Origin of the sequence: Bacillus sp. FSL K6-1338 (assembly GCF_038006965.1) — a bacterium.
GTDB classification, from domain to species: Bacteria; Bacillota; Bacilli; order Bacillales; family Bacillaceae_G; genus Bacillus_A; species Bacillus_A thuringiensis_S.
This window is the reverse complement of the sequence record NZ_JBBOWI010000001.1, coordinates 4,547,576-4,565,364: the sequence shown is the minus strand read 5'-3', so window position 1 is coordinate 4,565,364 and position 17,789 is coordinate 4,547,576. Positions and strand designations below refer to the sequence as shown.

Genomic DNA, 17,789 nt, shown 5'->3' with positions numbered 1-17,789 from the left:
AGCGCAAAGCTTTTTTTATTTCGTTTTACTTACAATTTGAATACATGAACTACAATATACTTCTCCATCTAGCTCAATATACTTTTTCATATTAGTCATGCCACTTGCTGGAAATGGCATATGAATCCAAGCCTTTTCATACGTTTGTATTTCCTTTTTACATGATTTACAAAGGGTGGGTTTCTTCTGGAACATATGTAATCAACCGTTCATTTGACGTGCTTTACCTGCGCAAAAGGCACTGCTTAGTAAAAATAGTGTCGCGAATATAATGCTTACTAATGTAGCGTATGGAATTGCGCCTTTTAAGGAAAAGCCGACAGTGATTGAAGCGACGAATAAGAGGATGAATGTTGTTGTTAATTTTTTATAAAGTTCCATACTATGTAGACCTCCAATTTATTTTTTAGTACAAGTTTTAAAATTGAATTCTATTATGTAGAAAATATAAAGAGTAACTAAAGATGTGTAGTCTAGGAGTATAAGAAAGTGCACTTTCCTTTTTGTGGATTAGTATACTTATATTGTATCATGGCGCATGATTGGCTTCATACATAATTGTGTAAAGATATGTATGATAAAATGAAGAAAAGTCTTTAAGAAAGGAAAGATAAAAAATGAGTGTAACTGAACATAAAAAACAAGCTCCAAAAGAAGTGCGTTGCAAGATTGTTACGATTTCCGATACACGTACGGAAGAAACGGATAAGAGCGGACAACTATTACATGAATTGTTAAAAGAAGCGGGCCATACAGTAACCTCTTATGAAATTGTAAAAGATGATAAAGAAAGTATTCAGCAAGCAGTGTTAGCTGGTTATCATAAGGAAGATGTAGATGTTGTATTAACAAATGGCGGTACTGGTATTACGAAGCGTGATGTAACAATTGAAGCAGTGTCAGCTCTATTAGATAAAGAGATTGTCGGGTTTGGTGAGTTGTTCCGCATGATTAGTTATTTAGAAGATATCGGGAGCAGCGCAATGTTAAGTAGAGCGATTGGGGGTACAATTGGGCGCAAAGTAGTTTTCTCGATGCCAGGATCGAGCGGGGCGGTTCGCCTTGCGATGAATAAATTAATTTTACCGGAATTAGGCCATATTACATTTGAGCTACATCGCCAATGAGTAGGTGGGCTGGAATTGTATTAGCGGGCGGTATGTCGAGTAGATTTGGTGAGCCGAAAGCGTTAGCGAGCTGGCAAGGTAGTACTTTTATTGAGCATATTTTGAAAGAGATGACAAGTGCGCTCCAAGAAGTTGTAGTCATTAGTCATTCTGATATAAAAGAGCGAGTAGAGCAATTCGTACAAGTTCCTGTTATAGAAGATATCCCGCACTATAAAGGGAATGGACCGCTGGCCGGTATTGTATCAGGAATGGAGTACATAGAAGCAGATTGGTATGCTATTATGCCTTGCGATGCGCCAAATGTTTCGCATGAATGGTTTACCATTTTACTGGAGCAAACGAGCAATGAATATGATGCAGTTGTACCTATTATTAACGGAAGAAAACAGCCGCTACTTGCAGCGTATCATAACCGCGTGAAAGAAAAGATTTATGCTTTACTTCAGGAAGAGAAAAGAAGTATGGGGCAGCTTTTATCACAATGTAATGTGAAGTATGTTGCTGGAGAAGATGTACAAGCGAATACAGATTGGTTTATAAATGTAAATACAAAAGAAGAATATGTGCAGGCTCAAAAAGACCTTTCAAATGAATGAAAGGTTTTTTGATATACAGAATTGGGGAACAATTGCTGTATAAAGGTATGTGAGTAAGTTGATTTTAAGGGGAATTCTTAAAATCATTATACAGCAAAAACACTGTATAACCATATATTAATTTTTATGGGTTTTTATTACAAGTCTGTTTAGTTATGTTTATTTTTGCTATAATGAATATGGAAATAAATGATATTTCACCTTATGTATCATTCATTCAACTAAAATTTACAAGTGTGTAATAAACTCCCTTCGTTTTTTGAAGGGAGTTTTTCTGTTCAAGCAAGTAACTCTGATGCGGTATGCTGAAGGACTTCTTCATACTGGTTAAGTAAGCCGCGAAAGATCTCATCCCAGCTTTTTGATTTTGCAAAAGATGAAGCTGCTATTCCCATCTGCTCAAGTTTTTCTTCATTTTGCAATAAAGAATAAATGGATGATAGAAATGCATCCTCATTTTTAGGGGGACAAAGAATTCCCGTTTTTCCATCTGTAATAATATTTTTAACCCCGCCACTATTTGCACCAATGACAGGTGTGCCACATGCGAGTGATTCAAGTACGACATTTCCGAATGTTTCAGTAGCTGATGGAAATACCATTATGTTAGAACAAGCATATGCTTCAGCTAAATCTGCACTTTGTAAATAGCCAGTAAAAGTGACATTTGTTTGTGGAACAGCTTCACGCAAATTTGTTGCTAGAGGTCCGTCTCCTGCGATGAGCCAATGAATGTCGTTTCGAGTATGCGATGTTTTAACGATAAGGTTTTGCAACGTATCAATATCTTTTTCAGGAGCAATTCGTCCTACATAGGAAAGAACGTACTTCGCTGTAATATTATATTTTTTTCGGAATAGGTCTGTATTGTAAGCTGGATGAAAGAGTGTGCAATCTACACCACGTCCCCAAATGGAGAGGGCCTGAAAGCCTTTATTTTTTAATTGATGTAATGTTTCAGAGGAGGGAACAAAATTTTTTTGCATATGACTATGAAACCATTTTAAATAGTTCCAAAGCATATTGGAGAGAAATTCAATTTTGTAATAGCGTAAATACGCATCGAAATCAGTATGATAAGAACCGACAACTGGGATGTTTAACTTTTTGGCGTAATACAGTCCACAAAGTCCCATGTTGAAAGGTGTGGCAATGTGAATAATGTCAGGTTTAAAGGAATGAAGTTCCCGTTTAATACGCGGAGTAGGAAAAGAAAAGCGACATTCTGGATATAATATTGTTAACGGGATACTTCTCATCTTGTTCACATTAGCTACGAAATTATCTTCAGCTGTATGCTGAGGGGCGAAAACAGAATAGGCGATCTGTTCTTTCTGAAAGTAACTTGTTAATCGTTCTAACGTTTTCGCAACCCCGTTAACTTGTGGCGTAAAAGTATCGGTAAAAATGGCGACTCTCATCATATCACTCCTTTATGTGAAAAGTGGGATGAATTGATAAAAAGAGATGATGCCAGAGCAAGTGCCAAGGCACATGCCGACGAACACATCTGACGGATAGTGAAGTCCTAAATAAATACGTGAAATACCGACGCATAATGCTAACGGTAATAGGAAAGCAAGTAAGCTTGGATTATAGCAAATAAATGGAATGAAGACAGAGAAAACGGCTGTTGTATGACCAGACGGGAAAGAGTGGTCTTTTAATGGATGGACTGGATATTTCGCATCCTGAATTGTTAAATAAGGACGTTTTCGTGGATACCACCTTTTTAATATTTGTACAGGAATATGGCTAATTGCTAAAGAAATAGCAGTAGCGATTGCTGCTTGGTGTAAAGTCCCTTTTGCAAAAATTAAAAAGAAAAGTGTAAGTGCAATGGAGAAAGTAGCACCACCGATATGGGTAATATTGCTGAAAAAGATGTTTAATGTTTTTTGATCAAAGTAGCGATTAATTCCTTTAAAAATGTAACATTCTATTTTATATAATCCACTGACCTTCATGAAAATTCTCCTCCCTCGTTTACATATATATGGAGATATTAGCTTTTATTTTAATAAGATTTTGTTGAGGGAGTAATAATGTTTTGTAAAGAAAAAGTTAGATTTTATATAAAAAAAGCTGCCAATCTTATGGCAGCGGAAATTTACTTCTGTAATGATTTATAATATTGACCTTTTTCAACGTATTGCGTACGAATACGCTCCATATCTTTACGGTCTTCTTCTGTTAATTCACGAATGACTTTCGCGGGACGACCGAAAGCTAACGTGTTTGGTGGAATTTTCTTTCCTTGTGAAACGAGGCTTCCGGCACCGATAAAAGCTCCTTCGCCAATTTCAGCACCATCTAATATAATGGATCCCATTCCAATTAAAGCATCCTTTTTAATATGACAGCTATGTAAAATAACTTGATGCCCAACTGTAACATCATCTTCTAAAATAAGAGGATACTGAGGGCTTTGGTGGAGTGTACATTGGTCTTGTACATTTACTCGGTCTCCAATTATTGTTGGTGACACATCACCACGGATGACTGTATTAAACCAAATACTTGATTCCTCGCCAACGGAAACGTCGCCTGTAATCGTAACATAGTCAGCGATAAAAGCACTACTCGCAATTTTCGGATTTTTTTCTTTGTAAGGATATATCATGTAAAGTCTTCCTTTCCTAGAGACTAGTTTTAGTGTATCAAATTATGAGAAAGAGTGAAATGGAGGAGGTCCGTATGTGGAATTATGAAGCAGAGGAAGCAAAAGCTGTCATTGTTATCGTGCACGGCGCAATGGAATATCACGGACGTTACGAAGCCGTTGCGGAAATGTGGAATCACATCGGCTACCACGTCGTGATGGGGGACCTTCCGTCACATGGAACGACTTCAAGAAATAGAGGACATATTGATTCATTTGATGAATACATAGAGGAAGTTAAATTATGGGTGAAAGAAGCAAGAAAGTATAGGTTACCTATTTTTCTATTCGGTCATAGTATGGGTGGTCTTATCGTCATTCGTATGATGCAAGAAACGAAGAGAGAAGATGTAGATGGTATTATTTTGAGTTCGCCTTGTTTAGGGGTAGTGACTGGACCCTCTGCTCCGCTTCAATTTGCTGCAAAAATATTAAATGTTGTGGCTCCAAAATTGCAATTTGCAACGAATCTTACGGTGGAAATGTCAACAAGGAATCATGAAGTGAGAGATGCAATGGAGAATGATTCATTGTTCTTGCGCAAAGTATCAGTACGTTGGTATAGTGAATTGATTAAGTCTATCGAAATTGCTCATAAAAAAATAGACGATTTTCCAGACGTTCCGCTCTTGCTAATGCAAGCATGTGAGGATAAACTTGTAGATAAAACACGTGTCCGCATGTGGTTTGATAATGTTAAAATAAGTGATAAGGCATATAAAGAATGGCCGAATTGTTATCATGAGTTATTAAATGAGTATGAGCGTGATGAAATTTTGAATTATATTCAGTCATTTACTGAAATGCATGTCAATAATATAGTAAAAACAAACAAATAAATCATTATTTGTACATTTAATAGAGGAGATGAAGGAAGAAGTGAACGTACCGAGTAATCCCATAACGCTCATGGCGAAAGTATACCGTGATGTGTTTCCGGTTGTACACCATGAGCTAGCGATGTGGAAAGAGCGTGCCTACCATATTCCAAATGATGAGCTTCATAGTCAGGCAATCGCAAGTATTGAGCATAAAACGTTTCATTGTGAGGGTGGTGGCATTTTATCGCTGCTAGCAAATGAACACCGAGAGGAATGTATTCGTTTTATCGTAGCGTATCAAACAATCAGTGACTATTTAGATAATTTATGTGATCGCAGTACATCACTTGATCCGAATGATTTTGCCGCGCTACATGAATCAATGTTAATGGCACTATCACCTGAAGTGGAAGGTGGCGGTAATTATTATCGTTACCGTGATGATCAAGATGATGGTGGTTATTTAGATGAACTTGTGGAAACGTGCCAAGATGTTTTAAAGAAAACGAAGCACTATGACAAAATCGCTCCTGTTCTCCATGAACTTGCTTGTTATTATTGTGATTTACAAATTCATAAACACGTGAAGTTAGAAGAGAGAGAACCGCGCCTGAAAACATGGTTTGAAGCACATAAAGAAAACTTACCTGAGATGAGCTGGTTTGAATTTTCAGCATGTGCCGGTTCTACTCTTGGAATTTTCTGCCTTGTAGCATATGCATTTCATGATGAATTACATGATGAAGATATTGCGAAAATTAGACAAGGATACTTTCCTTACGTACAAGGACTTCATATCTTACTTGATTATTTCATCGATCAAGAAGAAGACCGCATAGGCGGAGATTTGAATTTCTGTAGTTATTATGAAAACGAGCAAGCTATATTAGATCGTATGAAACACTTTGTAGAAGAAGCAGAGAAGAGCATTGGTGATTTGCCTCATGCGAAGTTTCATCGTCTTATAAGCCGAGGATTACTTGGTATTTATTTATCAGATCAAAAAGTATCAGCACAAAAGAATATGCACAAAATGGCACGGCGCATTGTAAAGTACGGAGGCCTCACTTCAAGATTCTTCTATTGGAACGGGAAGATGTACCGAAAGAAAATGGCGCAGTGATGAAGAAAACCACTCATGTAGAGTGGTTTTCTTGTTATAATATGGTAAAGGTGGTGGTGGAAATGAAGCGATTGTTTCAAAAGCTATATGACAATATTGAAGTAACATTACTTGTGCTACTTTCCATTTCATTCGTAACTGGAATGTATATGATGATGAATAAAACCGGCGGTCCTACAACGATGGATTATGTAGCTCAAATTATCATTGCATTGATTATTATAGTAGATATTGTTTTTTTAATAAGTGGTAGAAAAAAAGAGAACAGTAAATAAAAAGCATTTGTACACGATGGTACAAATGCTTTTTCATTATGATCGTATTTTTAAAAATACATATATAAGAAGTTCAATTGCAAAAATAACTAAAACAGATAGTCCGAATAAAGGCATGACAGCGCCTAGTATAATCATCATGATAAAGAAAACGAGTACGCTTTTCTTATCTCTTTGCTTTGGAGGTGCTGCTAATTTTCCTTTTGGCTTTCTTGCTAACCACATTTTTATTCCGTAATAAATGAGAAGTAGTAGAGATAATGTCGTTAGTAAGCATAATATTTTATTTGGCCATCCGAATAAATGTCCTTCATGAAGCGGAATACCGTAAGTGAACCATTGTGCAAGTAATCCATAATCACGATAGTCCGTTTTTGAAATGAGTTCCCCGCTATATTGATCAAAGTAAGCTGTTATCTCTTCACTTGGTGCAACATGCATCCCTGTAATACCAGAACCGCTCGATTTCGAAACAGTGAATACACCTTTCGGATCAGCTGGTAGTGAAATAACATATGGCTTCTTTATTTCAATTCCTTTTTGTAATTCATCGACAGAAATTGCTTTCGGTTCATTTGAATTCGATTCAGGAGGAGCTTCTTTTCTTGTTGCCCACGGCAATTCTTTTACCTTTGATTCAGGCGGTGCCATGTACAATTTTGGATATCCGAGTGATTCATTAGAAGATGCAATTTTATAAATTTGGTTCCCCATAAATCCTGACCATGGCAATCCAGATGCGATTAGCAGAAAGAGAGGAATTGTAAATATAATACCGATAATAGAATGACGTCTTTTTGCCTTTTCTCGCTTATTGGATGATGGTGTGTTTTTGAATTGGCGTATACTCATGTACAATCCGGTTACAATTAAAAAGATTGTCCAGCATGCCGCAAGTTCTACAGTATAGTTGACGACAGTGCCACCAACTAAAAGAGAACTATGTAATTCCCGCATGATATTGGCAAACGTTTCACTTGCGTTTTGATCCCCAACAATTTGATTATTACTATCTAAATACACATATTTTTGTTGCCCAGTATACTCATTTGCAATCGTAAGTCTCGTATTATAATCCCCATTAAACTCACTAATTTTCGCCACGCTATAATGTGGATATTTTTTCTCTGTTAAGGAAATAGAATTAGCCATCGAAATAGATTCTGTTTGAGCGCTCTTTCCAAAATATAAATCTTTATAGATGAAATCTTCAACTTCCTCCCGAAATAAATACCCAATTCCGCTCAGTGACAAAGTAATAAGAAGCGGCGTAATAAAAAGTCCAGCATAAAAATGCCAACGCCAAAAAATGTAATGAAGCGAACGATTTTGTTTCATACTTTCAGTTCCCCTAACCTTCCCTATATGAATAACTACTTATTTAATATAGCGAGATTAAGTGTGATTACTTTGAAAGAATTGTGAAGAAAGTTAAAAGTTTTTAGGGTTTTCAACGTTTATAAATGTTTCTTCTTATTTGATAAATACATTTCAACAACCGCTTCAGCAAGATATTGAGAGGAATCAACAAAATCCTCATTCGCCACCACATTCAAATCGGTACACGCGATAATTGCAGTATCTACTTCATCTCTCAGTTGTAAAACGAGCGCATTCCACAATTCGCGAGCTTCTTCAATCTCTCCAGATTTAATGTAAGTAATAATTTGATTAATGCTTTCCTGCCATTTTTCATGATGAATGTATTCTATATTACGCTTTGCAATCCCATCTTGGTAAATCCTAGCTTGAACAGTTGCTTCTGTTGCGAGAAGAGCGACTCTTTTTGTATTTTCAGGAATTGCTTGTAACGTTTCATCGACTATATTTAAAATCGGGATAGAAAGCGAACGCTGTAATTCTTCAAAATAAAGATGCGCCGTATTACACGGCATAGCAATAAAGCTTGCGCCAGTACTTTCAAGTTTTTGTGCTCCGTCAATAATTGCTTTTTTCATCGCTTCGTGATCAATAGGGCGATCCATGTAAAACGGTGTTGGGCACGAGTAAATCATCATATGAGGAAAGTCCATATCATACTTTGCTCCGTATATTGTTTGGCACCTTGCTACAACTGTATCGACGAATGGTCCAGTTGATTTTGGACCCATTCCTGCTAGTATTCCGATCATTGTTTCGTCTCCTTTAAGAATGTATATATCCATTATATAGGAGAATAAAAAAAGACGTGCAGTGAATGCACGTCTTTTTTTGTTATGTTTTGTCGAACAATCGATATATCCGAGAAATCGTTGATATATTGTAAGTTATGATAGATATATCGAAAAAATCGTTGATATATCCCGAGTTACGATAGATATAATTGAAAAATCGTTGATATATTATCGTTTCTCAATCGCCACAATAAATGGCGGGTTATTTTGCTGGTTAATGAAGCCATATCGTAGTACGTGAGCTTGTTTTTGGTCTAGTTTTTCAGCAAATGTAAGGACAGCGTCGCGTTCTACTTGTCCTTCTGGATGTCCGTGGTAAATGACAAGAACGATGATACCTTCAGGTGCCATTACTTCTAATAGTTGTTCGATCGCTGAGATTGTTGAGTTCGGTTTTGTAACGATATGCTTGTCTCCGCCTGGAAGGTAACCTAAGTTGAAAATTGCGCCTGTTACTTTTCCTTTTGCATCTTCTGGTAATACGGATAGAAGAGTATCGTGACTATCGTGAACTAAAACAGTACGTTCAAAAAGTTCTTTTTCTTTTAGACGAGTTGTTGAGCTTTCGATTGCCTCTTTTTGAATATCAAATCCAAATACTTTTCCGCTATCTCCAACGATTTCAGCTAGGAAGCAAGTGTCATGGCCGTTTCCTAAAGTTGCATCTACAGCGTAATCGCCTTCTTTTACTGCCGTTTGCAGAAGCGAGCGAGCAAACGGTAATACACGTTCTAATTTCATTTTTGTTTCTCCTCATTTGCATATTTTCCTTGCCAGCTTCCGCGGCGTACAAATTCTGCATCGATGGAATTTAATACTTCCCATTTATTTAAGCTCCACATTGGGCCAATCATTAAATCAGGCGGACCGTCACCTGTGATGCGGTGCACAATTACGTCTTCTGGAATCATTTCAAGTTGGTCAACAACGAGACTTACGTAATCTTCAAGAGAAAGGAACTCGAGTTGTCCTTTTTCATATTGCTTCACCATTGGCGTTCCTTTTAATAAGTGAAGTAAATGAATTTTAATTCCTTGTACGTCAAGCTTTGCTACTTCACGAGTTGTTTCCATCATCATGTCGTAATCTTCAAGTGGAAGACCATTAATAATATGAGAGCAAACTCTAATGCCATGCTTACGTAATTTATTTACACCTTCCACGTAAGATGGGTAATCATGAGCGCGATTAATAAGGTTTGCAGTTCGTTCGTGAACAGTTTGTAAACCGAGTTCAACCCAAAGGTATGTGCGTTTATTTAAGTCCGCTAAATATTCAACGACATCGTCTGGTAAGCAATCTGGACGAGTCGCGATAGAAAGACCGACAACGTCTTTTTCTGCTAGAAGCGGTTCGAATTTTTCTTTTAAAACTTCAAGTGGTGCATGTGTATTTGTGTACGCTTGGAAATAAGCGATACATTTTCCGTCTTTCCACTTTGAGCGCATTTTTTCTTTCATTTCATGATATTGCGTTATAACATCATCGCGGCGATCACCAGCGAAGTCACCAGATCCGGCAGCACTGCAAAATGTACAACCGCCGTAAGCAACTGTACCGTCCCGGTTCGGGCAATCGAAGCCAGCATCTAATGAAACTTTAAAGATTTTTTCACCAAATTCATTTCGTAAATGGTAATTCCATGTATGATAACGTTTATTGTCGTTTGTATATGGAAAAGGGTTTTGAACCTTCATTACTTTCCCTCCTAAGCCGAGTCAAAATGAAACAAAATCCATTATAACATACTCATAAGGTAGAGATGGAAGGGACACACTAAAGGGGAATTGAAGCAAGGAGGGACAATTATGGCAGAGCGTCAATCACTTGAATCGTATATTACACAAGCGGAACAAGCGGTGGAATATGCGAAAGAACAATTAGACCAAGGTATGAGACAAGAGCATTACAATACGATGGAGTATTCGGATGCGCAGTTACAATTAGAACAAGCATATAACGATTTACAAACGATGCAACAACATGCGAATGATGAGCAACGTGAGCAGTTAAATAGAGCACGTATGGCAATTCGCCAATTGCAACATCAAATGATTATTACACCGCACTAATAAGGAGTGAATGTAATGGCGAAACGTTCAGATCAAAATAATCCAGAGCAAAAAACGCAAAATGGACATAACGCTGAATTTTCGAATGAGCTTGATCCGATTGTTCAAGTAAAACAGCGTAATAGTAAAAAAGGACAACCGCAAAAATCGAAACAATCAGAGTAAACCAGGTCGAAATATGACCTGGTTTTATTTTGTTATATGACAATAATGTAAGATTACTGTAAGGTTTGTCGATAGTTGTGAGCAACTTTCTCCAGTAGAGTAAGGAAGGGTTAAATTTTATACAAGGAGTTGCTTTATGGGGAACAATATTACAAACAAGCGAATTGATGAGTTAGATTACATTCGTGGCTTTGCACTACTAGGGATTATTTTAGTAAATATTCTCGCACTACTTAACATTAAAATTCCAGATCCTAATACAGTGGATGCTAGCTATCAAAGATTTTTATATTTATTTGTAGAAGGTCGTTTCTTCTCAATCTTCTCATTCTTATTTGGAGTGGGATTCTATATCTTTATTTCAAGAGCGATTGCGAAAGGGAAAAATGGCTATGTTTTATTTTTACGTCGCTTAGTAGCATTATTTATTTTTGGTTTAATTCATCACATGTTTCAGCCTGGAGAAGCATTAGCGTTATACGCAATTTGCGGGTTAATCGTTTTACCGTTTTATAAAGCGAAAAAAGAAGTGAACTTAGTACTAGGAATTATTTTGACAATTGCCTTCAGTGTAATGGGAGTTAAAGAGTTATTACCACTTGGCTTAATTTTATTAGGGCTTGCTGCAGGACAATATCGTGTATTTGAAAATCTCACGCAAAATATAAAGAAAGTCGCTATTTTTACAGGTGTTATGTTTGTTTTAAGTGTCGTAGCTGTATGGTATCAATACGGGCACGTTCCTGCTGAACCATTTATAAATATGATACTTGAGAATGATGATGGAACAATGAATGCTGCAGGCCAATTTTTAAAAATTGGTGTTACAGTAGGACCTATTATTTCAGCTTTCTATGTTGGAGCTTTAATTTTATTACTTCAATTAAAACCGGTTCAAACATTGTTAGCACCACTGAAATATTATGGACGAATGGCTTTAACAAATTATATTGGACAAACTGCAATGATTTTAATTGCGGGCAGTGTATTTAACTTTGCAGAAAACTTAACGTACATGCAGACGTTATATGTGTGTATTGCAATTTATGCAATTCAAATTTTGTTTAGCGTAATTTGGATGAAGGTCTTTAAAATGGGTCCACTAGAATGGATTTGGCGAGTTGTTACTTACTGGACGGTAACACCTTTAAAGAAATAAAGAGAGAAGTGGGTTGTTCCTTTTGTGGAACAGCCCATTTTTATTGTCATCTTTTTCGGTGAGTCGATATTACTTGTCGAATCGCTAATAAAATTTTCATTTATCAACGAACCTTACACACTCATCTTTTTTATATTACAAAAGTGTAAGGTAAATGTAATGTTAACAAATAGCAGTTCACTTCCAAAAAGCGCAAAATAGGTAATGGAAAAACAAGCGTAGGAGGATATATATGACGAAACCAGTTGTAGACGTGAAAAACGTCCAAAAAGTGTACGGTAAAAAAGGTGAGAACCAATCACATGCGTTAAAAGGTGTTTCATTCTCAATTCAAGAGGGTGAGTTTGTTGGAATTATGGGGCCATCTGGTTCTGGTAAAACGACATTGTTAAATGTAATTTCAACGCTTGATAAAGCAACGGGCGGCGTTGTTGAAATTGCGGGTACGGACATTACGAAAATGAAGCAAGGTGAACTTTCTGATTTTCGTTCACAAAAGTTAGGATTCATTTTCCAAGACTTCAACTTATTAGAGAACTTATCTATTTATGAAAACATTGCACTTCCACTTTCTCTTCAAGGTGTTTCATCACGTAACATTGGACCAAAAGTAGAAAAAGTAGCGGGTATGCTAGGGATTACAGAAATTCTTCAAAAGTATCCATCTGAAGTATCTGGTGGGCAGAAACAACGTTCAGCAGCAGCGCGCGCACTTGTGCATGAGCCAGCAATTATTTTAGGGGACGAGCCAACAGGAGCACTTGATTCTAAAAATGCAGCGAGTTTACTTGATGCGATGACAAACTTAAATGAAGAACAAGGCGTATCTATTATGATGGTTACACATGATCCGTATAGTGCAAGTTATTGTCAGCGAATTTTATTCATTCAAGATGGTGAGCTGTATAAAGAAATTCATCGCGGTGGTACGCGTGAAGAGTTCTACAAAGAAATTTTAGATGTACTTGCAGATTTAGGTACACAAAAAGCGTAAGAAAGGAGGTTCCAGTATGTTATTTAAACTTTCCATGTCGGGGCTGAAAAGTAAGCTGAAAGATTATATCGTCTTACTTGTCGGTCTTGTCATGTCGATTTCAATTTTTTACATGTTCCAAACGTTAGCGCTGAATAAAGCGTTTATCGAATCTAACTCAGTTATTCAATCAATTGGATTCGTATTCCAAGCAGGTTCATTTTTACTAGCTATTATAACGTTCTTCTATATTTTATATGCGAACTCTTTCTTATTATCTCTTCGTCAAAAAGAGTTCGGTATGTATATGATGCTAGGAGCAAAAAAGCATAAAGTTACATTACTTATGTTTATTGAAACGATCGTATTAGGCGCTGCGTCTCTTGCCATTGGTATTACAGTTGGTGTAGGACTTGCAGAGGGTATCGGACAATTATTAATGAAACAATTAGAATTTGCTGGTGAAGGCTATAAAGCATTTTACCTGCCATCTATGACTGTTACTTGCATCTTCTTCTTTGCGCTATTTGTATTATCAGCAATTATGAACAGTATTAAATTATCACGTATTTCTGTACTGCAACTTGTACATGCAGATGCACAAACAGAACGTGTTGTGGTAAAAGGAAAAATGACAGGTTTAGTTGCATTCCTAGCGGTTATTTTATTAGGTATTGGTTATGCAGCTATGATTAATATGGAAACATTAAGAGAAATGGGAATCCTTATTGCATTAGTTACAACAACAGCAGGTACTTATATGCTATTTGGATCACTCCTTCCAGTTATTATTAAAAAGTTAAAGAGTAATAAAAAGCGTAGTGAAAAAGGACTTAATGCTTTTACATTTGCACAATTAAATTTCCGTATTAATAGCTTAACAAAGGTACTTGCAACAGTAGCGATGTTAGTTGCTCTTGGAGCTGGTGCAATTTCAGGTGGTATGGCATTTAAAAATAACGTTATAAAAACGGTTGATGGATTTGAAATTTACGATTCAATTGTTCATAATCCTACAGCTGAAGAGAAGAAAATTTTAGATGGTATATCATTTAAAAATAAAGCTGAGTACCGTTATAAAGTAGACGACAAATATATTTATTATGTAAAAGAAGATTTAGAGAAACATAAGCCATTTATTCGAGATGGTGTAGGTAAAGAAAGTTTCGGTAAATATAAAGAAGTTTCAGGAGAAGCTCCAGTAGGTACAGTAGCAGGAGTGAGGTCAGAACAAGATAAAAATGAAAAAACAATGCCGGAAGAATGGGATGAGGCATTTAGAACAATCCAACCATATTATATATACCAAGATCGTGCCATTAAAGTTGTAGATCAAAAAATGTACGATACTGTAAATGGTAAAGAAGGAATCGTATTTACTGGAAAAACAGACGATTTCGTAGCATACACAAAAGAATGGAAAAAAATTGACGAGTTGCAGCTAGCTAAATATAAAAATGTAAAAGCTGAGCAAATGAGTAGTAAATATCAAGTGTATGACATGTTCTACGGTGTTGCGAGCGGAACAGTGTTTATGGGCTTCTTCCTTGGAATTGCTTTCTTAGCAATGATGGCAAGCTGTCTTATGTTCAAAATTCTTTCTGGTGCATCAAAAGATATTACGCGTTATCAAATGCTTCGTAAAATCGGTGTACGCCGTGAATTATTAACGAAATCAATTTATAAAGAGTTATTCTTAGTATTCTTATTCCCAGCAATTGTGGGTATCGCTCACGTATTAGTTGGTATGAATATTTTCGGATTTATGTTAGTCGATCCGTACTTCCGTATTTGGATACCAATCGTAATTTTCGTAGTTATTTACACGATTTATTACCTTATTACAGTTCAATTGTATAAAGGAATTGTTCTTCCGAAAGAAGATTAATAAAAAACCGAGCGAAATTGCTCGGTTTTTATTATTTTCAGAAAAAATACTTTAATGTTACTTAAATATATAATATAATGTAAATAAGTAACGTAATATAAAAGTAGAAGCAGCTGGATAAGGAAAGGAGGAATCCAATCTATAGAAAGAAGCTGAACTTTTATCCCCTATTTCTTTTCTAACCACAACGTATTTGTACAATCGTAAATTTCCAAATTGAAAATTGCTTGGATCACAAAAGTATATTGTGAAAATAATGGATAATACATGGAAATCTCATAGCATGATAAGGTAAAATGGACAACATGATGAGAAAATTACCGTTCATAAGATGAGGAGAATACATGTATGGAAGTTGTAGAGGCATTAAAAGATATAAGCCAAATTGAGGCTATGAAAAAATATTTAAAAGAGCACTCCCAGCGAGACTATCTTTTATTTGTTATTGGAATTAACACAGGATTAAAAATTACAGAACTACTTGGCATGAAATTTGAAGATGTATTAAATGAAGACGGGACTGTTAAAGAGTTTTATTCTCTTCCTGTGAAAGATGAAAAATTTAAACAAGATATTTATTTAAATACAAAAGTAAAAGAAGCGCTTTTAGATTACGTACAATCTATTGGCGTTAAAAGAGAAAATTACGTATTTCAATCTAATAAAACGCCAAATTCAATTACGCGCCAACAAGCGTATCGTGTAATTCATAATGCTGCAGAAGCAGTTGGAGTTGTTGGTAAGATCGGAACGAATTCAATGCGAAAAACGTTTGGATTTCATGCGTACAAAAGAGGGATAGCGATTGCGCTATTGCAAAAACATTTTCATCACGCGACTCCATCAGAGACGCTAAAGTATTTAGGTATCTCAAAGGATGAGACCTTTAAAACGGAGATTGATGTCGATTTATAAAAGCCGTAACTAAAAAAATTAGGAGGCGGAAAATATGAATATTAGAGAGAGTGAACTGCCAGGTATTGGATGTAAGTTTGAAGTGATTACAAAAGGTAATGAAAAGATGGTTATCGTTATTCATGATGATGGCCGAAGAGAAATGTACCATTTTGATGCTGATCATGAGGAGAGTATTTCAAGCGTCTCTCTTCGTGATTCCGAAGCGAGACAAATTGCAGCTATATTGGGCGGAATGGTGTATAGGCCACAAGCTTTAGATACGATTGAAATGGCCTTTGAAGGATTATCAATTGAGTGGTTTAAGGTGGAAAATAATGCACCAGTCGTACAAAAAACAATTGGTAGTTTACATGTCCGAAACACATATAATGTAACGATTATTGCCATTTTGAAAAAGAATATGAAGAAGTTCTTTAATCCAGGCCCAGATTCTATCATTGAAGCTGGCGATATGCTTGTATTATCAGGTGAAAGACATGAAGTAAAAAGAATTATTAATGAGTTGCTTTCAGTAGGAGGGGATTCATAATCGATGGATACTTTAATCTTTGAAGTTGGGACTGCGTTAGTATTAGTCGCTTTTGCAGCTATTCTCGCTGCAAAGTTAAAGTTCTCGATTATTCCGTTTCTCATTATACTCGGTATGCTAGTGGGGCCTCATGCCCCAGATTTAGGGCTTATCGATTTAAGATTTATTGAAAGCGGAGAAGTTATTTCCTTCCTTGGCCGTGTTGGCGTTATATTCCTCTTATTCTATTTAGGCTTAGAATTCTCAATTAAAAAATTAATTAAATCAGGAAAATCAATTGCTTTTGGGGGAACTGTTCATATATCGCTTAATTTTATATTAGGTTTACTTTACGGATATATAATGGGTTTCCCCTTATTAGAAACATTAATTATTGCTGGGATCATAACAATTTCATCGAGTGCAATTGTTGCGAAAGTAATTGTTGATTTAAGAAGATCTGGTAATAAAGAGACGGAACTAATTTTAGGAATCATTATGTTTGACGATATCTTTTTAGCGGTATATTTATCAGTCGTTTCAGGATTAGTACTCGGAGGGGCAACGTCATTTGTAGGTGCTCTCACATCCATTTTAATCGCAGTAGGGTATATGTTACTATTCTTTGTAGTTGCTAGAAAAGCTACAAGGTTTTTAAATAAAATGTTAGATATTTCGTCCAATGAAATTTTTATTATTGTAATATTCGCTATTTTGTTCTTTGTAGCAGGATTTTCAGAAACGATTCATGTTGCAGAGGCGATTGGAGCATTATTACTAGGACTCGTCTTTTCAGAAACGGAGCATAGTGATCGAATTGAACAGCTCGTTGTTCCGTTTCGTGATTTCTTTGGAGCTATATTCTTTTTCAGCTTCGGTTTAAGTATAGATCCATTTTCACTTGGAGGAGCAGTGTGGTTGGCATTAGGAGCAGTTTTTATTACTCTTATCGGTAATTTTACCGCTGGAATGGTTGCGGGGCGTAAAGCGGGATTATCGCATAAGGCTTCTACGAATATTGGTTTAACACTTGTATCACGCGGAGAGTTTTCCATTATCGTCGCGAATATTGGAATTGCGGGCGGCTTAATGGCAACGATTAAACCATTCTCAGCCCTGTATGTTTTAATATTGGCATCGTTAGGACCTTTGTTAACGAAAGAATCTGGGAGAATATATTCCGTATTAGATAAAATATTTAAATGGAGCGCTAAAGAACGTGCGAAGCGAGAAAAAGAAGTTGGATAATATAAATAAGGGGAGACTGTATGAAGTTCATACAGTCTCCCCTTATTTATATATTGTTACTGATGTCGTTTTTGTCG

The 17,789-nt window shown here is 36.2% G+C and carries 22 protein-coding genes; 13 read left to right on the top strand and 9 right to left on the bottom strand.

Annotation, left to right across the window (positions count from 1 at the left end; all coding sequences use genetic code 11):
• Positions 1–15: 15 nt before the first annotated feature.
• Together NZ044_RS23445 and NZ044_RS23440 are read right to left on the bottom strand one after the other, a co-directional pair.
• Positions 16–195 carry a hypothetical protein gene (locus tag NZ044_RS23445; RefSeq protein ID WP_014895354.1) on the bottom strand — a complete coding sequence of 60 codons (180 nt, stop codon included), beginning with the start codon at positions 193–195 and terminating at the stop codon, positions 16–18.
• Between the two features lie 6 nt (positions 196–201).
• Positions 202–381: a hypothetical protein gene (locus tag NZ044_RS23440; protein ID WP_000424807.1), complete on the bottom strand. Its 180-nt coding sequence runs from the start codon at positions 379–381 to the stop codon at positions 202–204.
• 236 nt (positions 382–617) lie between these two features.
• On the opposite strand from NZ044_RS23440, the gene NZ044_RS23435 reads away from it, so the two are divergent.
• Together NZ044_RS23435 and NZ044_RS23430 are read left to right on the top strand one after the other, a co-directional pair.
• Positions 618–1,127 (top strand): MogA/MoaB family molybdenum cofactor biosynthesis protein, encoded by a 510-nt coding sequence (locus tag NZ044_RS23435; protein WP_000117130.1) that lies wholly within the window; start codon positions 618–620, stop codon positions 1,125–1,127.
• Positions 1,124–1,726: a molybdenum cofactor guanylyltransferase gene (locus tag NZ044_RS23430; RefSeq protein WP_000092360.1), complete on the top strand. Its 603-nt coding sequence runs from the start codon at positions 1,124–1,126 to the stop codon at positions 1,724–1,726. Before NZ044_RS23435 ends, NZ044_RS23430 begins: the two co-directional genes overlap by 4 nt.
• A 278-nt stretch (positions 1,727–2,004) precedes the next feature.
• On the opposite strand, the gene NZ044_RS23425 is transcribed toward NZ044_RS23430, so the two are convergent.
• The 3 genes from NZ044_RS23425 to NZ044_RS23415 form a co-directional block, all read right to left on the bottom strand.
• A complete protein-coding gene (locus tag NZ044_RS23425; protein ID WP_001261652.1) occupies positions 2,005–3,147 on the bottom strand; it encodes a glycosyltransferase family 4 protein in 1,143 nt (380 codons plus the stop codon).
• Positions 3,148–3,159: 12 nt separating this feature from the next.
• Positions 3,160–3,693: a phosphatase PAP2 family protein gene (locus NZ044_RS23420; protein ID WP_000868582.1), complete on the bottom strand. Its 534-nt coding sequence runs from the start codon at positions 3,691–3,693 to the stop codon at positions 3,160–3,162.
• 143 nt (positions 3,694–3,836) lie between these two features.
• The gene (locus tag NZ044_RS23415; RefSeq protein ID WP_000640208.1) at positions 3,837–4,349 is read right to left on the bottom strand and encodes a gamma carbonic anhydrase; all 513 of its coding nucleotides are present in this window, start codon (positions 4,347–4,349) and stop codon (positions 3,837–3,839) included.
• A gap of 74 nt (positions 4,350–4,423) precedes the next feature.
• On the opposite strand from NZ044_RS23415, the gene NZ044_RS23410 reads away from it, so the two are divergent.
• The 3 genes from NZ044_RS23410 to NZ044_RS23400 are packed head-to-tail and all read left to right on the top strand — an operon-like array spanning position 4,424 to position 6,607.
• On the top strand, positions 4,424–5,227 hold the full coding sequence (locus NZ044_RS23410) for an alpha/beta hydrolase (protein WP_098506045.1): 804 nt from the start codon (positions 4,424–4,426) through the stop codon (positions 5,225–5,227).
• A 40-nt stretch (positions 5,228–5,267) separates the two neighbouring features.
• On the top strand, positions 5,268–6,332 hold the full coding sequence (locus tag NZ044_RS23405; RefSeq protein ID WP_001102475.1) for a tetraprenyl-beta-curcumene synthase family protein: 1,065 nt from the start codon (positions 5,268–5,270) through the stop codon (positions 6,330–6,332).
• Positions 6,333–6,373: 41 nt separating this feature from the next.
• Positions 6,374–6,607 carry a hypothetical protein gene (locus tag NZ044_RS23400; protein WP_118961730.1) on the top strand — a complete coding sequence of 78 codons (234 nt, stop codon included), beginning with the start codon at positions 6,374–6,376 and terminating at the stop codon, positions 6,605–6,607.
• 36 nt (positions 6,608–6,643) lie between these two features.
• Here NZ044_RS23400 and NZ044_RS23395 read toward each other — a convergent pair whose 3' ends face one another.
• From NZ044_RS23395 to NZ044_RS23380, 4 genes are all read right to left on the bottom strand, one after another.
• Positions 6,644–7,945: a PepSY-associated TM helix domain-containing protein gene (locus NZ044_RS23395; protein ID WP_098506048.1), complete on the bottom strand. Its 1,302-nt coding sequence runs from the start codon at positions 7,943–7,945 to the stop codon at positions 6,644–6,646.
• Positions 7,946–8,064: 119 nt separating this feature from the next.
• A complete protein-coding gene (locus NZ044_RS23390; RefSeq protein WP_090976843.1) occupies positions 8,065–8,739 on the bottom strand; it encodes an aspartate/glutamate racemase family protein in 675 nt (224 codons plus the stop codon).
• A 210-nt stretch (positions 8,740–8,949) separates the two neighbouring features.
• On the bottom strand, positions 8,950–9,522 hold the full coding sequence (locus NZ044_RS23385) for a class I SAM-dependent methyltransferase (RefSeq protein WP_074790633.1): 573 nt from the start codon (positions 9,520–9,522) through the stop codon (positions 8,950–8,952).
• On the bottom strand, positions 9,519–10,478 hold the full coding sequence (locus NZ044_RS23380; RefSeq protein WP_086390935.1) for a TIGR01212 family radical SAM protein: 960 nt from the start codon (positions 10,476–10,478) through the stop codon (positions 9,519–9,521). Before NZ044_RS23380 ends, NZ044_RS23385 begins: the two co-directional genes overlap by 4 nt.
• Before the next feature lie 111 nt (positions 10,479–10,589).
• On the opposite strand from NZ044_RS23380, the gene NZ044_RS23375 reads away from it, so the two are divergent.
• The 8 genes from NZ044_RS23375 to NZ044_RS23340 all read left to right on the top strand — a co-directional run bounded on the left by NZ044_RS23375 (position 10,590) and on the right by NZ044_RS23340 (position 17,712).
• Complete coding sequence (locus NZ044_RS23375) at positions 10,590–10,853, top strand: YtzC family protein (protein ID WP_000840869.1); 264 nt, start codon at positions 10,590–10,592, stop codon at positions 10,851–10,853.
• Between the two features lie 15 nt (positions 10,854–10,868).
• On the top strand, positions 10,869–11,018 hold the full coding sequence (locus tag NZ044_RS23370) for a hypothetical protein (protein WP_001129340.1): 150 nt from the start codon (positions 10,869–10,871) through the stop codon (positions 11,016–11,018).
• A 136-nt stretch (positions 11,019–11,154) separates the two neighbouring features.
• Positions 11,155–12,177, top strand: a complete 1,023-nt coding sequence (locus NZ044_RS23365; protein ID WP_086390936.1) for a DUF418 domain-containing protein — start codon at positions 11,155–11,157, stop codon at positions 12,175–12,177.
• A gap of 232 nt (positions 12,178–12,409) precedes the next feature.
• The gene (locus NZ044_RS23360; protein ID WP_000165855.1) at positions 12,410–13,171 is read left to right on the top strand and encodes an ABC transporter ATP-binding protein; all 762 of its coding nucleotides are present in this window, start codon (positions 12,410–12,412) and stop codon (positions 13,169–13,171) included.
• A gap of 16 nt (positions 13,172–13,187) precedes the next feature.
• Positions 13,188–15,038, top strand: a complete 1,851-nt coding sequence (locus tag NZ044_RS23355) for an FtsX-like permease family protein (protein WP_098506052.1) — start codon at positions 13,188–13,190, stop codon at positions 15,036–15,038.
• A gap of 348 nt (positions 15,039–15,386) precedes the next feature.
• Positions 15,387–15,953: a tyrosine-type recombinase/integrase gene (locus NZ044_RS23350; protein WP_000454200.1), complete on the top strand. Its 567-nt coding sequence runs from the start codon at positions 15,387–15,389 to the stop codon at positions 15,951–15,953.
• A gap of 34 nt (positions 15,954–15,987) precedes the next feature.
• Entirely contained in the window at positions 15,988–16,485 is a 498-nt protein-coding gene (locus NZ044_RS23345; protein WP_001026053.1) for a cation:proton antiporter regulatory subunit, read from the top strand.
• A 3-nt stretch (positions 16,486–16,488) separates the two neighbouring features.
• Positions 16,489–17,712, top strand: a complete 1,224-nt coding sequence (locus NZ044_RS23340) for a cation:proton antiporter (protein WP_000380177.1) — start codon at positions 16,489–16,491, stop codon at positions 17,710–17,712.
• Positions 17,713–17,789 lie beyond the last annotated feature (77 nt).